The organism is Shewanella sp. TB7-MNA-CIBAN-0143 (assembly GCF_040310065.1).
In the GTDB taxonomy this organism is placed as follows: Bacteria; Pseudomonadota; Gammaproteobacteria; order Enterobacterales; family Shewanellaceae; genus Shewanella.
In genome coordinates, this window is record NZ_JBEOPL010000009.1 from 49,306 (window position 1) to 64,906 (window position 15,601).

The window sequence follows — 15,601 nt, forward strand, 5'->3', positions numbered from 1 at the left end:
TATGATGCCATATTACGTAGACCATTAACCACTACGCGGCACTCTTGCTACACTCTTAATAATGAGGCCAATACATGCCAATAAATCCATTTACGACATGTTTGTTGTGTTTAACGTATTTTTTTTCAGCGGCAGTGACTGCGGCTACTTTGACGATTAATGTTACCGATGCGCAAGGCGTGATGCTAAGCGATAGCGTGGTAGAGTTAATTTCTATGTCACCATCTAATACAACGCCATCGACCTTAGCTCCTTACCAAATGCGCCAACAAAATCGAGTGTTCTCACCTTTTGTATTGGCAGTGCCGCAAGGTGCCAAGGTTGATTTTCCTAATTTAGATCGCACTCGGCACCATGTTTATTCTTTTTCTGAAGCCAAACAATTTGAGTTAAAATTGTATGTAGGCACAACTGAAGACCCGATTACATTTGATAAACCTGGTTTAGTTGCCATAGGCTGCAATATTCATGATTACATGCAGGCCTTTATTTATGTGGCCAGCAGTCCTTATTTTTCGGTGAGTGATACACAAGGTAAACTCCAATTAACAGATTTACCTGCAGGCGAATACCAGGTCAACATTTGGCATCCTTGGCAAATAACGGCAACACCTTCATCTTTGGTCATTGTAAGCAATGACGATAATCAGTTAACGTTTAGCATTGATGTTGAACACCAAGATAAACCATCGTCGCCACCTAGCGGCTTTGGTAGTTACCCTCAAGCAAGCGATGTCACGGGATAGCATGCCTACTAGTTTTCGCAACCGGCTGATAATAGCTTTTCTATTAATACTGACCTTAATGCAGTTAACCACTGCCTTGTTTGTATTAAGCGCAACTCAGCGAGATTTTCGCCAACAGCAAACTCAAAACCTTAATATTGGTTCCAATATTTTTGTCGAAATGTTATCGAACCGAAGCGATCAGCTAAATCAAAGTTTGTCGTTACTCAGTGCGGACTTTGGTTTTAAACGCGCCGTTGCCACTGGCGAGCAAGATACAATATCGTCAGTGTTAGCCAACCATGGCAGGCGCATTAATGCTGACGCTGCTATTTTATTATCTCCACAGGGAAAACTACTGTCATCAAGCTTGCAAGGGCTCACTGCAGCTAATGTAGATGAGTTATTTGCATTAACCAAGAATCGCTCAACCACGTTCGAAATTTTCAATTATGACCACAGTAGTTACCAATTTGTGTTGCAACCCGTCAAAGCGCCAACATTAATAGCTTGGGTCGGCATGGGCTTCACCATGGACAAGAATGTCGCAGACCAAGCCAAAACCATTACCGGAATTGATATCAGTTTTATCAACCAGTCCGCTGGCAGAATAGAAATTGTCTCGACCCTAGCCCAAGCTCAACAACAAGATGTTTTAGCGCGTATTAACCTATTAGCAAAAACAGTGGATAAGGTCAGCGATGACATACCATCAGATTATTTATCTACCACCATTGCGTTAGATAAAAATAGCGGTCATCAGTGGGCTGTATTACATCAGTCAAATGTTAAGTGGCAGCAAAATTTCGATGCCCTGCGCAATAACATGTTAATTATATTCGCGATAACGTGTTTACTGGCGTTTATGATTGCCGCTTGGTTTTCTGGCGGCTTAACGAAACCCATTTATGCGTTAGTTAATTTTGCCCGCAAAGTCGGCCAAGGTGAAAACCCTCCGCCAATTAAAGGTGCACCTGCTGAGTTACAAGTATTAGCCAACACCTTATCGATAATGCGTGAAAATATTGAATCGCGCGAAAACGATTTAGTTTATCAATCACAACACGATAACCTCACTGGTTTATATAATCGCTTGGCCGCTAAACAACAACTCAGCCTGCTGCTCAGTAAAATGCATGGCAGCTTAGTGATGATAGACATTAAAAACTTTCGCCATTTAAATAACATCATTGGATTTGCCAATGCCGACGATTTATTGGTGTTGTTTGCCAGCCGTTTAGAAAGCTTATCCCCAACGGCCCAACTAATATCGCGCTTGGATGGCGACTCGTTTTTGTTGCTATTCCAACCGAGTATTCCGCTTGAAAAGCTTGATAACTATCTACGACAATTAACCCATCCATTTTCTATTCAGGGCTCAAAAATAAGTGTCAATGTGCGGGTAGGGATTGTTGATTTATCCAGTGACTATGACTGTAATGATATTGATACTTTAATTCGCCATGCTGAAATTGCATTAAATCAAGCCCGAGTGGAATCCCTAGGCATAGCCACTTATCAACAAGGTGAAGATGAACGCTATTTACGTGAATTAATGATTATCCGTGATTTACCGATTGCCTTAGCACAAGGGCAGTTGCATTTGGTGTTTCAACCTAAAGTGAATATTCAGAGCAATCATTGCCATGGCGCAGAAACCCTGATCCGCTGGCAGCATCCTGAACTGGGGTTTATCCCGCCGGATGAGTTCATTCGTTTAGCGGAAAACTCAGGTAATATCTCGATGATCAGCGACTGGGTATTAAATACTACCATTAAGCAGCTAGCCAAATGGCAGCAACAAGGTATTTCGCTGACGGTGGCGATTAATTTATCTGCCCATGATCTCACTAATCCTCAGCTGCCGTTAGACATTGAACAGTTACTGATTAGCAATAATTTACCGATTAACGCTCTGTCGATAGAGGTGACCGAAGGTGCTGTGATGAAAGATGCACAAACGGTGATTGCTGTTTTACAGCAGTTTAGAAATATCGGCTTAGCCATTGCCATCGACGACTTTGGTACCGGGCACTCTTCATTAGCTTACTTAAAGTTACTGCCCGTTAATGAAGTGAAGATTGATCGCAGTTTTATTAAAGATATTCATACTGATGCAACTGATTTAATGATTGTCGATAGCAGCATTAGACTGATTAAAGGACTTAATTTATCCGTCGTGGCAGAAGGCGTTGAATCTGTAGAAGGCATCAATATTCTGCGCGGGCTAAATTGCGATATAATTCAAGGTTATGTGTATTCAAAACCGCTTAACGCAGATGATTTTATTGTGTGGTTCCAGCAATTTAATCAATCTAATAATCAGCCCCCAGTTAAGGATACGCTACGTTAATGTATCAACTAATGTGCATTCTATTATCGGTGCTATTAAGCCTCATCAGTGCTTCTGCTCACGCTGAGACAAGTAAAGTAATCGCTACTGGTGGCGCCACAACTATTGAGGGTAGTGCTGGGGGAGGAATAGTACCTTGGGCAGTCATTAATGGTTATGCAAGCTCAGACCAATGGTCTTTCACAGCAATGAATACTGCCGTCTATGTTGACGATTTTACATTACATTCTATTGGCGCATCCTTAAGCATTGATAACCGCTTTGAACTCAGTATGGCTAAGCAAACTTTTGATCTAGACACCCTAGGCGGCAAACTGGTCCAAGATATTGTTGGCGTAAAATACAAACTAGCCGGTGAAGTGCTATACACCGCCATGCCACAAATTAGCTTAGGGCTACAATATAAACGTGTAGACGACTTTGCATTACCGCAAGCTGTTGGGGCAAGGGATGACTGGGGAGTTGATATCTATTTAGCTGCCAGTAAAGTCTATTTTGATGCCATTGCTGGCCGTAATCTGGTGACTAACTTAACCCTCAGAGCAACCAAAGCTAACCAAACTGGTTTGCTTGGTTTTGGTACTGCGACAAACAACGATTACCAACTGCAAGCTGAAGCCTCTATTGCGGTGTTATTAACCGATAATATTGCACTGGGTTATGAATACAAACAAAAGCCTGATCAACTTGGTTTTGCAGAAGAAAATGATTGGCAGGATATTTTTATGGCTTGGTTTGTTAATAAACACCTTTCTGTTGTAGGCGCTTATGTTGATTTAGGCAGCATTGCCGGATTTGAGCAACAGCCAGGGTGGTATTTATCTGTAGAGGGAACGCTGTAATGGTTAATATTATTAAACATCATATAGTCGTTTTTGGTGCATTGTTATTCCTGTCTGTTGCCTGTGCAAGCCAACCCACAACTCTATATCAGCAACTGGGAGGAGATAAAGGCGTCAGTATGATTACCGATGACTTTCTAGCCCATTTATCCCAAGACAAACGCATTCTGCATCATTTTGAACAAACTGATATTCAGATTTTCCGCCAACGGCTTATTGAGCATTTATGTGTAATCAGTGGCGGTGAATGCGTGTACCAAGGTGCATCCATGTTTGATGCACATATTGGATTACACATTAGCCAAGCTGACTTTGATGCCGTTGTGGGTCATTTAATCGAAGCACTTAAACAACAGCATATCCCACTAGCAACCCGCAATGCGTTACTGGCTAAATTAGCACCACTGTATCAAGATATTATCGAACATTAGCTGAGCAACCGTTTATGATGATAACCGATTAGTAAAACTGGCTGGGATCGACATCAAGCATACTTGGTGATACGCCACGTTCAATATGCAATTCCGATTTAAGCAAATCAACCATAGTCACTTCAGTGTAGCGCTTATGTTTAATCGAATAAAAACACTTAACAATAGGATGCAACGCATCACGCCCTTTAGAGTCCCATACTATTCCGACTCGTTCATCCGATAGCTGCACCAATGAACCGACAGGATATATTCCCACACAGCGAATGAACTCATAAACAAGCTTTTGATCAAGATGAAATGGGGTCAAGCTTATCAAAATTTTAAACGCTGCCGCTGGGCTCATGGCTTCTTTGTAGCAACGCGAAGCAGTTAATGCATCAAAAATATCAACAATACAGCTCATACGCCCATGTTGAGGAATTTGTTCATCTTTTAAACCATTAGGGTAACCACGGCCATCGAGTTTTTCATGATGCATTAAACACACATCTTTACTCACTTGCGATAAGCCTTTTGTTTCATTCATGATTTCAATTGCATAAAACTGATGCAATTTCATGTGCTCAAATTCTTCTGGAGTTAGCTTACCTGGTTTGTGCAAAATTTCGTTATCGACCTGGATTTTGCCAATATCATGCAAAATCCCCCCCACAGCCATCTGCTTTAGCAGTTCACGATCAAGCTTAAGATGTTTACCAAAAGTCACCAATAAAAAGGCAACATTAATAGAATGTTCAAGCAAATAAGCATCTTTGGTACGCAGTGCAGAAATACACTTAAATGCATCCGCATCGTCCATAACAGACTCAATCATTTTGTCGGCGACATCTTCAAATTGACTGACTTCAATGGCTTTACCGCTGAAGGTTTCCGACATCACTTTTTGAATTAAGCCTTTTGCTTCAGCAAGTAGCTTTTTTGCCTGCACTTGTTGACCATCTCGAGTGACAGTCGCTTTACGTACCAATAAACTGCTAGCAGAGCTCGATTTACCTGCTGTTTTTAGCCCGCAAGTATCTGAAGATCGATCAACATCAACCCACACAAGCAGAATGTTATTTTTTTTCAGCTTTAAAATTGCATCACGATGTTTGATTTGTCCGGGATTACGAATAGCCACCTTACTTTGCTGATGATCTATTGCCGTCACAAACATGCCTAAAGCAAGTTTATCGATGGGGATTTTAATGACATTGCTTGATTCCACAGAATCATTCATTGTAACAATTACTCCGAAAGAGAACTTTAATAACGGGATCTAGCTCACATAATACTAGCTATATTTTGAACTACTTTAGCTCGTTCGCCTACTTTTTTTAGGGAAATATTACCGCATGGTCACATTCCGGTTCACGATCTTTGTAAAAAGCCTCAACGAGAAACAATCAAGCTGTTGTTGATGATATTGAGCAACTTGCTGCCGCATCATTTACAGTACAAAGATGCTGGTAAAGAGTACGCTATATTAGCAATTCAGATCACACGCTTTCATCTTGCCAATTGACACAATTTAATAGGTTTATTAACGTTAACTCTTATGTTGTTATACGAGAGGTATAGATTGGCTGGTCACTTTTTTTCATCACAATTTAGCGAGTTAATTACTAAGCTCGAACAACTTCGCAACGTGCCGATCTGTGACCCTATCGTGCAGTTATCTGTAGAGACTGCTGCGCTGCCATTAATATCCTGGTTAAGCGCTCAAACCTTATACCCAAAAATCTATTGGCACGGCCGCGATAGAAACGAAGATGTCGCCGCCATCGGCTCGTGCAAGACGTTTTATTTTGCCGACCAAGTTGACGACAATGCCCTAGCGCAAATTTATCAACAACAACGCAATAAAACCAATCATCAAGATATCCGTTATTATGGCGGTTTAGCGTTTGATCGCACCGTAGAGTGTTGGCCTGAATTTGGCCGTGCGCACTTTATATTACCCAGAATTGAATTACGCCGTAGCGGTAATCACGTTAGAGTATTAGTGAATCTTAATTTTGAAAATGGTGAGCCTGAAGACGAAATACAATCTGCCCTTAATGCTATCGCAATGGTGCAAAAGCCACGTCCTTTGTCGCCGCCAAATAAACTCACATTAATGGGTCGGAGTGATTTACCTAATTTTTCACGTTGGAAAGAGTTAGTTGAACAAGTCACTCAAGCAAATTTTATCAACTCAACACCTAAAGTCGTATTATCACGCCACAGCCAAATAGATGTAGATGACAATATTGACCCGTGGACAGTACTAGCATGTTGGCAAGGCCGTAATCCGAATAGTTTTCAATTTGGATTCCAATTTAGCCCTGAACGCGCATTTATTTCTTGCTCACCAGAACGATTATATTTACGTCGCCAACAAGAACTATTTACCGAAGCATTAGCAGGAACAACTGTCCGAGGGCTCAATCCAGAAGAAGATAATGTACTGGCACAGGCATTATTAGATGACATTAAAAATAGCCATGAAAATCAGTTGGTCAGAAAACATATTGTCGATGTGCTCACACCGTTAAGCCAATATGTAGGTGCTGATGAGCAACCTAAAATTTTCAAGCTTAATCATATTCAACATTTGCACCGTGCTATTCGAGCGCAGTTAAAGCCAGGTGTTAATGATTTTGAATTACTACGCGCACTGCACCCAACTCCCGCCGTAGGTGGATTGCCACGCGAGGCTGCACTGAACTTTATTCGCCAGCGTGAAGGTTATGCAAGAGGTTGGTATGCTGGAGCTTGTGGTTATTTAAATCATCATGAATCAGAGTTTTCAGTCGCAATTAGAAGTGCACTGATAGAGCCGAGAAGAATCAATTTATTTGCTGGCGCAGGCATTGTTGCAGGCTCAGATCCTGAGGCTGAATGGCAAGAACTGGAAAATAAGTTAGCCACAGTTTTGTCTATTTTAATCGACTTTTAATCTTCCTCAGCGAACTAAAACCAATAGCGTTATCCTCGACGAAATCTTTCGCTTGTGCAAAGCACATGCTATTATCCCGCCCCCGCGTTTGCCAACACCTTGGTATTGCCTTCAATATGGCCTAACTAATGGATGTGTGTAACGTAAACTCGGCCAATAAACTACAATAATAATAATCTCTATAACAGACGTAAGCTTATCTGTTTAACGGCGGCTAAATAGCCACGTTAGCATAAGTACTTACTGCTAACTAAATTCATAGCGGGTTCCCTCACCCCGCGCTAACCCAATTAAAAAGGCCACAATATGTTGACGTTAACCCAGGCGAAATATCGCCGAGCACTGATGCTATTAGTCAGTTTTCATATCTTAATTATTTGCGCAAGCAACTACCTTGTCCAACTGCCATTTCAGCTATTTAGCTACCACACCACTTGGGGTGCTTTTAGCTTTCCATTTGTATATCTAGCGACTGATTTAACCGTGAGAGTTTTTGGTCAGCAAGCCGCTAGAGGCATTATCCTCAAAGCCATGATACCGGCACTTGTCGTGTCGTATTTAGTCGGCGTATTGTTTCATCAAGGTCAATTGCAAGCGTTTAGCGCTTTAGCTGAGTGGAATAGTTTTGTATTTCGTATCGCTTTTGCCAGCTTTGTGGCTTACTTAATTGGTCAGCTCATGGATATCACTGTATTTGCAAAATTACGTCAGGCCAAAGCTTGGTGGGTCGCACCTGCTGCATCAACATTAATTGGTAACTTAGTTGATACCTTAGTGTTTTTCAGTGTAGCGTTTTATGCCTCAAACGATGCGTTTATGGCAACACACTGGCCAGAAATAGCCACGGTGGATTACGCCTTTAAGCTGATAGTGAGCCTAGGTTTGTTTTTGCCCGCTTATGGTGTGTTACTAAAAGTGCTGCAAGACAAGATTCTACTTAATAACAGCAACGATAATGACAACGTAGTTATCCAAGTAAGTAAGTGAGCATCATAGTATTTGCGTAAACGTTTAATCTAGATAATAGGTTTAATCTAGATAATAGGTTTAATCTAGATAATAGGTTTATTTAAATGATTGCTTGATTTACATAAGCAGTTAATCAATGTTTTCGACAGCTGGGATGACGACATTCCGTTCTAATTCTCACCTGAGGCTATATAACTAAATAGTGTAGATTAAAGCGGATTTACACAGAACTTCACTCTATATCTCTGCGCAGTAGCTCTAGTAAGGCTAATAGTATATTCCGACAGCACAAACCCATTTGCCATTACGCTAAACAACGCTGAAATCCACATAAAAATAGTTTCATTTAATAAACCCATCTAAATATAATGAAAAAAGGCTAATAGAGAGAATATTTTCTTTATTAATCAATAACTAACCTAGTAATTTTAAGAGGTTATATATAAAAATGAAATTTATGACGATAAACACTTGCAAATACAAATGAGAATGATTATTATTAACTTGCGTTCCAAAGCTCGGTTTACTAAATAGAGACTTCATCACCTTTAATTAGTCTGCAGAGTTCGCAAGCACGACATTGCTCACACACTCTTTGTGGCCGGGTTAATCACCCGGCTTTTTTTTGCCTGTTTTTTGTCTATTTCTTGCCTATTTAGTAAAGTATTTTACTGTGTACTGTCACCAAAATGTAGGCCTTCATAAGGCCCAAGCTGCTGATCATCTTTGGCTTTATGGTAAAGCCCAATGGTAAATATAGTGCCAGTGCCTACCGTCGAATTCACTTCGATCATTCCGCCAAGTCGTTTAATAATCCCATAACTCAGAGATAACCCTAAACCAGTACCATCTTTACGGGTGGTATAAAATGGATCAAAGATACGACTCAAATCTTGTTTCGAAATCCCCATCCCTTCATCTTCAACTTCAATTTTTACCCCAATAGCGATTCCGTCTTCTAGCCAGTCGTAGGTTCTTAGCCAAATTCGACCTTTATTCTCAATCGCATGGGCAGCATTAACCATTAGGTTAATCAGCACTTGTAATAACTGAGGTCGATTGACTTCTACTGAACCTGTAGCCGTAAACTCCTTGATCAACTTCACTTCTTGTTGCTCAATAGAGTGACGCGCTAATAACAGCATTTCTTCAACGATTGGCGTCACAGGTTGTAATGTTATCGGCGCATTAAATTCACCAGGACGGCTATATTGCAGCAGGCTACGGATGATAGTCGTTATCCTACCGACTTGTTGAATAACCAATTCAATTTCTTCTTCGACTATCGCTGCATTGTCACCCAGCTCATATTTTAATAGCTCCATGTTCCCCAAGATAACAGCTGTAGGATTATTAATTTCGTGGGCAATACCGGCAATCAGTTCGCCCAGTGCGGTGAGTTTTTCGTTAGTCACTAATTGCTGTCTGGTGGCATGCAACAACGCAACATTGCGTTCGAGCTCTTCTGTTTTATCTTGCAAGCTGCGGGTACGTTGTTCTACTTTTATTTCCAACTGCTCTGCTGCCGCTTGAATTTGAGTATTACGTCGCTGCAACTGATCTAACATTCGGTCAAATTGCTCGGCCAAATGCGCCAACTCGTTATCACCGTTGATGTCTAATTTACCAATTCTGACATTTCGACCAGACTGTACTGCGGTAACAACTTGGTGAATATATTCAATAGGTTGAAGTAAACTATTAGCAGCGCGATAAACTAAAAAACCTGAAATCAATAACACGAAAACTAAAATAGTGCCGAGCTCGATAATATTGAGTAAATAATTATGTAAAAAAGGCGACTCAGAGAAGCCCGCATACACCATCCCAACCCTTTTGCCACGAACATCGAGTAAAGGTAGATAACCCGAGATATACCAATCATTAAGTACAAAGGCACGATTTATCCACGTTTGACCTTCTATCAGTACTTGCTGATAAACCTCATCAGACACTAAGGTCCCCATGGCTCTATTGGATTTATTGCTGTCTTTTGGAAACAATTCCATAGGCACGTTGGTGCTAATGCGAATATTATCCAAAAAAAGGGTTACGGTACCGATTGAACGTTCAGGCAAAGTGCCTTTGCCGTATACTAAGTCACGAATATTATCGACTATGTCGGTATTGTGGTTAAACAACATCCCACCATCTAAATACCAAAATACATTTCCCGACTGATCGGCTATTGGCAGTAGCGTTCGACTTAATAAACCTCGGGTTTCCATGGTTTGTTTAGGGTTTTTAGCATGTAATGTCGGGATCAATGTAATTTGAGCTTGTTTTGCTAAACCTGAGTTAATTCTTTCGAGACGTTTGGCTGGCAATACCATTAAACCCGAAAAAACCTTCTGTTTGGTTTGATGTAACATCAAACGTAAATCAGGATCTCCAGCGGCATCGGCAACACTAATTAAACGTAAAAAGTCTAACCCTAACTCTTTTTTCTGTTGTGCCAAAAGAATATTTAATGCACTTATCGCACTTGGATTAGGTTGTTGCTCACTGTGTTTTATTAGCCTAAATGCATGTTGAAAATCCCATGATTCACTTATCGAGTCGAGCTTGTCTTGTTGGCGTTCCTGCACTTGCACCAAGGTACTATTAGCGACAACTAAGTCAGCCTTTACCTTCATAAACAATTGCTTACCTGTGTATATCACATTCCAGTAAATGGTAATAAATACTAAGCTAATTAAGGTTAATAAGATGGGTAATGATGTCAAAAACAAAATCCGATAACGCACTTTGGCTTGCATTTGCAGCCAACTAATACCGAAAACTCGCGTAAAAATACCAGGAGAATGCACCACTATTATTCTTCCTCAAGGCCTTGTTTTTCATGGGTTAGCCAATCTTTATATTTTCTATCTAATGTTTTTCGTGACACTCCTAAATCTCGCGCTGCAGCAGATTTATTACCACTATGACTATCGACCACTTTGGTCACATGTTGTTTTTCAACTTCTTTTAATGGCCAATTTAACGGGTAGCCCATCGCATCATTCACCATAACTGACACTGGTTTTTTCCAATATTCCGCAGGCGGTTTGCCTAATAAGATGCAACGTTCAATCATATTACGCAGTTCACGAATGTTACCGGGCCAATCATGCTGTTGCAGTACTTGTAGGTCTTCGTGACTCCAAATAACATCTTTAATACCCAGCTCTTGTGACAACTGCAAGGTAAAGTAATGAGTCAGCTCAACAACATCTTCTGGCCGAGAGCGCAAAGATGGAATAACAATGTTCAATACATTCAAACGATAAAATAAATCACGTCTGAAACGACCCGCTTCAACTTCATCAATTAATAAACGATTAGTGGCCGCGACAACGCGCACATTAATATCGATTTCTTTTTCACTTCCTACAGGACGAATAGCACGTTGCTCAAGCACTCTGAGTAAAGCGGTTTGCATGTTCATCGGCATTTCGCCAATTTCGTCCAAAAATATCGTGCCACCAGAGGCATAACTAAATAACCCTTCACGATTACCTTTAGCCCCGGTAAATGCGCCCGCTGTATGGCCAAAGAGTTCACTGGCTAACAATTCAGGGGCGATGGCACCACAGTTTACTGGGACAAATGCACCACTTCGCCCACTCTGTAGATGTAATTGTCTGGCCACCAGCTCTTTACCTGTGCCTGATTCGCCCTCTATTAATACAACTGCGTTAGTCGGTGCGATGCGTTCAATGACCTCTTTCACATCACGGATAGCTTCACTGTTGCCGATAATGGTGGATGACTGTCCGTGCGATAGTTCTCGCCTTAGCATAAAATTTTCACGCTTTAGCAATCGTTTCTCGATACAGCGGTCAACGGCGGTAATCATTTGTTCTAAGTGAAACGGTTTCATAATGAAATCAGAGGCGCCAGCACGTAATGCTTTGATTGCCACATCCATATCAGCATAACCGGTCATAAAAATGATATCTGATTGACGATCTGGATCATCTAGCGCTTCATGCCACTCGATACCTGAACGGTCGGGCAATCGAATATCAACAATCAATAAATCGAAATGGCCATGACTGCGTAACTCTTCTGCTTGGGCTATTGTGGAGGCGGTTTCGACCAAGGCAAACTTTTTTGCCAAGGCTTTCATCAAAAAACTACGCATACCGGGCTCATCATCAACGATAAGAACCGACATAGTGGTCTTGCTTACTGGGGAAATATGTTCATCTGGACTCATAAATGGACTCTTATTTGGACATTTTGTCGCGCTTTTCACCACTGTATCATCGAATTCACATCACTTGGTCACTATGAACCACAGAAAAGTGATCGTGGGACAATTTGTCTAATATAAATTGTTAAAGCTTGGGAGCAAGTTCACAGTTTCGATTTTATGCGTGAACTGTAATTGCATTAACACTGCTTGGCATCTAACTTGCTTATTGCATTAGTAATTAAGCAAAACGGCTTAATGTTTTGTACAAGTTTTCAGTATGAACATCATGATTATTAATATATCAAGGAGCGGCAATGTTAAAACTCAAAGCAAGCGTTAGTATTCTGTTGGCGGCATCGGTACTCAGCGGAGCAATGTTCAGCACAACTGCACTCGCAAATGAAGTGATTAAGTTAGCGACCACGACCAGTACTGAAAACTCAGGATTACTTGGTGCGCTGTTACCTAAATTTGAAGCAGAATCAGGCTATAGTGTACAAGTGATTGCTACGGGTACAGGTAAAGCATTGAAGCTGGCAAGTCAGGGAGATGTTGATGTTGTTATGACTCATGCTCCAGAAGCCGAAGCACAGTTTGTTGCTGACGGTTATGGTATTGAGCCTCGCGGAATTATGGAAAATGATTTTATTGTATTAGGGCCTAAAAATGATCCGGCTGGGCTCAAGTCGAGCAAAGATGCCACTGAAGCATTTAGCAAAATAGCTCATAAGCCAAGTAAATTTATTTCTCGTGGTGATAACTCTGGTACTAATATGAAAGAGTTAGCCATTTGGAAAGATGCGGGCGTTAAACCTGAATTTAGCGGCTATACCTCCGTTGGGCAAGGCATGGGTAAAACCTTATTAATGGCCAATGAGTTTCAGGCTTATACATTAGCGGATCGCGGTACGTTTATTGCTTATAAAGCTAAGCTAGACCTTAATATTAGTTTTGAAGGTGGCGCGGAATTAGCTAACCCTTACCAAATTATTTTGATCAACCCTACAAAATACCCAGACTTGAATCATAAAGGGGCAAGAGCATTAAGCGATTGGTTTATTAGCCCTGCAACGCAAACTATGATCAATAATTATAAAGTGCAAGGAGAGCAATTGTTTAAGGCAACTTATAAAAAATGAGTGACGGCTGGTTAGCCCTATTGCAGCAAGCATTTAGCTTGCTGCTATCTTTTGACCCACATGTGTGGGCAATTATTAACATCTCATTTTCGGTGTCTTTTGCCGCGCTGTTGATCACCATTGTTCCGTCGATGATGTTAGGCTTTATCCTCGCGTTTAGTCATTTCAAAGGCCGCTGGATCGTCACTAACTTAGTGCAAACATTGCAATCCATTCCCACTGTCGTGATTGGTTTATTAGTGTATTTATTGTTAACTCGCAATGGTGTCTTAGGCGATTTAAAGTGGCTATTCACCCAAAAAGGAATGATTTTAGGACAGATGTTAATTTGTGCTCCAGTATTAATCGCATTGTCGCAAGCCGCTTTTGCCAGTGTAGATCGTAGAGCGTGGGAAACATCTCGTACATTAGGAGCCTCATGGCTACGCGCGGTTTGGACCTTATGTCGTGAACTGCGGGGCCCCTTACTACTCGCCATTATTGCAGCGTTTAGTCGCATTTTAACTGAAGTAGGTTGCTCGATGATGGTAGGGGGTAATATTATGAATGTTACCCGTAATATTCCCACCGCAATAGCACTTGAAACGAGCAAAGGCGATTTTGCACAAGCTATCGCGCTAGGATTAGTCTTATTGATATTAGCGGTAGTGTTAAACTTCATCTTAGGTTCATTGCGAGGCAAAGCCGTCCCGAGGAGTCATTAAAATGACATTATCACATGACTCAGACACCTCTTTGGCCAGTATTCATGCAACTAACCTACTGGTAACCTTTAATCAGCAGAGACTCTTTAGCGCAACTGATTTACATTTTAGCCAAGGTGATGTCATTTACCTGCAAGGTGACAATGGCTCGGGTAAATCGACCTTAATGAAACTCCTCGCTGGATTAATTAAACCAAACCAAGGCCAGATCACCAGCCAAGGATTTGCGCCTCAAACGTGGTGGCGACCGTCATCTCTTTTAGGTAAAGCGGTTTATTTACATCAACATCCTTATCTTTTTGAAGGCACAGTAAAGTACAACTTAACCTACGCCTTGGATCAGCGGGCTTTAGCGCCTGAACAACGTAAAAAACGGATCCAACAGGCCATTCATATGGCTCAACTCACCGATTTACTGAATCATAATGCTAGTGATCTATCGGGTGGCGAGAGACAACGTCTTGCCATTGCCAGAGCTTGGATTGCGCAACCTAAACTATTAATGCTTGATGAACCGATTTCGAATATGGATAAACACTCACAGCGCTTAGTGCTCGCGATGATTAATCAACTCAAACAAGACGGCACAGGACTGCTAATTAGCAGTCATCAAACTTGTGGCCTGACCGCGTTGTGTCAACAACATTGGCATATAAAGCAACGCACAATTCATACCAGTATTCATGTACCCCAAACAGATGATTTACATGATACCCACACAACGGAATTACATTATGGCACCACAAATTGATGCGGTGATTTTAGCTGGCGGCATGGCAAGACGAATGGGCGGCAATGACAAAGGCTTAGTGGATCTCAATGGCCAAGCGATGATTTGTCATACAATTAATAAGCTGTCGACTCAAGTGGATCAGATCCTGATTAACGCTAATCGGAACCAAACTCAATATGAGCAATGGGGTTACACCGTTTTCAGCGATCAAGACAGCGGTTATTTAGGCCCTTTAGCTGGAATGGTGACCGCCTTAAAACAGACTCAAGCTGATTATTTACTTGTGGTCCCTTGTGACTGTCCTATGCTGCCAACCGACTTAACAGCAAGGTTATTAGCGGCTTTAGAGCAACAACAAGCCGACCTTGCTGTTGCTAGTGATGGTGAATATGAACAACCCGTAGTGTTATTGCTAAAACCACATCTGGCAGCATCGATGCAGGCTTTTTTAGATGCGGGAGAGCGCAAAATTGATTTTTGGTATCGCCAACATAAAGTGGCAGTAGAAAGTTTTGCTGACCAACCCAATGCATTCGTTAACATCAATACACCAGAACAAAAACAGCAGTTAGCAACGCAAATTGCCAAGTAATTCAGTA

At 41.4% G+C, this 15,601-nt stretch carries 13 protein-coding genes; 10 read left to right on the forward strand and 3 right to left on the reverse strand.

What is annotated here, in order from left to right:
* Positions 1-74 precede the first annotated feature (74 nt).
* From AAEY97_RS09190 to AAEY97_RS09205, 4 genes are read left to right on the forward strand one after another with little or no spacing between them, the layout of a single operon-like run.
* A complete protein-coding gene (locus tag AAEY97_RS09190; protein WP_162024143.1) occupies positions 75-746 on the forward strand; it encodes a methylamine utilization protein in 672 nt (223 codons plus the stop codon).
* 1 nt (position 747) lies between these two features.
* A complete protein-coding gene (locus AAEY97_RS09195; protein ID WP_350998288.1) occupies positions 748-3,078 on the forward strand; it encodes a putative bifunctional diguanylate cyclase/phosphodiesterase in 2,331 nt (776 codons plus the stop codon).
* Complete coding sequence (locus tag AAEY97_RS09200; RefSeq protein ID WP_350998291.1) at positions 3,078-3,920, forward strand: DUF3034 family protein; 843 nt, start codon at positions 3,078-3,080, stop codon at positions 3,918-3,920. Before AAEY97_RS09195 ends, AAEY97_RS09200 begins: the two co-directional genes overlap by 1 nt.
* Complete coding sequence (locus tag AAEY97_RS09205; RefSeq protein WP_350998294.1) at positions 3,920-4,351, forward strand: group I truncated hemoglobin; 432 nt, start codon at positions 3,920-3,922, stop codon at positions 4,349-4,351. The genes AAEY97_RS09200 and AAEY97_RS09205 overlap by 1 nt, the downstream gene beginning before the upstream one ends.
* Positions 4,352-4,379: 28 nt before the next feature.
* Here the strand turns inward: AAEY97_RS09205 and AAEY97_RS09210 are convergent, their stop codons facing one another.
* The gene (locus AAEY97_RS09210; RefSeq protein ID WP_101088584.1) at positions 4,380-5,573 is read right to left on the reverse strand and encodes a cyclic di-GMP phosphodiesterase; all 1,194 of its coding nucleotides are present in this window, start codon (positions 5,571-5,573) and stop codon (positions 4,380-4,382) included.
* A 318-nt stretch (positions 5,574-5,891) separates the two neighbouring features.
* Between AAEY97_RS09210 and AAEY97_RS09215 the strand changes: the two genes are divergently transcribed.
* Positions 5,892-7,274 (forward strand): isochorismate synthase, encoded by a 1,383-nt coding sequence (locus tag AAEY97_RS09215; protein ID WP_162024146.1) that lies wholly within the window; start codon positions 5,892-5,894, stop codon positions 7,272-7,274.
* Between the two features lie 306 nt (positions 7,275-7,580).
* A complete protein-coding gene (locus AAEY97_RS09220) occupies positions 7,581-8,261 on the forward strand; it encodes a 7-cyano-7-deazaguanine/7-aminomethyl-7-deazaguanine transporter (protein ID WP_162024147.1) in 681 nt (226 codons plus the stop codon).
* 650 nt (positions 8,262-8,911) lie between these two features.
* Here AAEY97_RS09220 and AAEY97_RS09225 read toward each other — a convergent pair.
* Positions 8,912-11,002 carry a sensor histidine kinase gene (locus tag AAEY97_RS09225; RefSeq protein WP_350998481.1) on the reverse strand — a complete coding sequence of 697 codons (2,091 nt, stop codon included), beginning with the start codon at positions 11,000-11,002 and terminating at the stop codon, positions 8,912-8,914.
* A gap of 56 nt (positions 11,003-11,058) precedes the next feature.
* The gene (locus AAEY97_RS09230; RefSeq protein WP_350998298.1) at positions 11,059-12,447 is read right to left on the reverse strand and encodes a sigma-54-dependent transcriptional regulator; all 1,389 of its coding nucleotides are present in this window, start codon (positions 12,445-12,447) and stop codon (positions 11,059-11,061) included.
* Between the two features lie 353 nt (positions 12,448-12,800).
* Here AAEY97_RS09230 and AAEY97_RS09235 point away from each other — a divergent pair, with 353 nt between their 5' ends.
* Genes AAEY97_RS09235 through mobA form a run of 4 tightly spaced genes read left to right on the forward strand, consistent with a single transcriptional unit; the run spans position 12,801 to position 15,594 of the window.
* On the forward strand, positions 12,801-13,565 hold the full coding sequence (locus tag AAEY97_RS09235; RefSeq protein ID WP_502959446.1) for an ABC transporter substrate-binding protein: 765 nt from the start codon (positions 12,801-12,803) through the stop codon (positions 13,563-13,565).
* Complete coding sequence (locus AAEY97_RS09240; RefSeq protein WP_101088589.1) at positions 13,562-14,269, forward strand: ABC transporter permease; 708 nt, start codon at positions 13,562-13,564, stop codon at positions 14,267-14,269. Before AAEY97_RS09235 ends, AAEY97_RS09240 begins: the two co-directional genes overlap by 4 nt.
* Position 14,270: 1 nt before the next feature.
* The gene (locus AAEY97_RS09245) at positions 14,271-15,020 is read left to right on the forward strand and encodes an energy-coupling factor ABC transporter ATP-binding protein (RefSeq protein WP_101088590.1); all 750 of its coding nucleotides are present in this window, start codon (positions 14,271-14,273) and stop codon (positions 15,018-15,020) included.
* Entirely contained in the window at positions 15,004-15,594 is a 591-nt protein-coding gene (gene mobA / locus AAEY97_RS09250) for a molybdenum cofactor guanylyltransferase MobA (RefSeq protein ID WP_182744905.1), read from the forward strand. Before AAEY97_RS09245 ends, mobA begins: the two co-directional genes overlap by 17 nt.
* Positions 15,595-15,601 lie beyond the last annotated feature (7 nt).

Bases quoted from the DNA above. Each gene is read 5' to 3' on its own strand.
- AAEY97_RS09225 (WP_350998481.1), bottom strand. From the start codon at position 11,002: ATGCAAGCCAAAGTGCGTTATCGGATTTTGTTTTTGACATCATTACCC.
- AAEY97_RS09205 (WP_350998294.1), top strand. From the start codon at position 3,920: ATGGTTAATATTATTAAACATCATATAGTCGTTTTTGGTGCATTGTTA.
- AAEY97_RS09230 (WP_350998298.1), bottom strand. From the start codon at position 12,447: ATGAGTCCAGATGAACATATTTCCCCAGTAAGCAAGACCACTATGTCG.
- mobA (WP_182744905.1), top strand. From the start codon at position 15,004: ATGGCACCACAAATTGATGCGGTGATTTTAGCTGGCGGCATGGCAAGA.
- AAEY97_RS09195 (WP_350998288.1), top strand. From the start codon at position 748: ATGCCTACTAGTTTTCGCAACCGGCTGATAATAGCTTTTCTATTAATA.
- AAEY97_RS09200 (WP_350998291.1), top strand. From the start codon at position 3,078: ATGTATCAACTAATGTGCATTCTATTATCGGTGCTATTAAGCCTCATC.
- AAEY97_RS09240 (WP_101088589.1), top strand. From the start codon at position 13,562: ATGAGTGACGGCTGGTTAGCCCTATTGCAGCAAGCATTTAGCTTGCTG.
- AAEY97_RS09245 (WP_101088590.1), top strand. From the start codon at position 14,271: ATGACATTATCACATGACTCAGACACCTCTTTGGCCAGTATTCATGCA.
- AAEY97_RS09215 (WP_162024146.1), top strand. From the start codon at position 5,892: ATGTTGTTATACGAGAGGTATAGATTGGCTGGTCACTTTTTTTCATCA.
- AAEY97_RS09190 (WP_162024143.1), top strand. From the start codon at position 75: ATGCCAATAAATCCATTTACGACATGTTTGTTGTGTTTAACGTATTTT.
- AAEY97_RS09210 (WP_101088584.1), bottom strand. From the start codon at position 5,573: ATGAATGATTCTGTGGAATCAAGCAATGTCATTAAAATCCCCATCGAT.
- AAEY97_RS09235 (WP_502959446.1), top strand. From the start codon at position 12,801: ATGTTCAGCACAACTGCACTCGCAAATGAAGTGATTAAGTTAGCGACC.
- AAEY97_RS09220 (WP_162024147.1), top strand. From the start codon at position 7,581: ATGTTGACGTTAACCCAGGCGAAATATCGCCGAGCACTGATGCTATTA.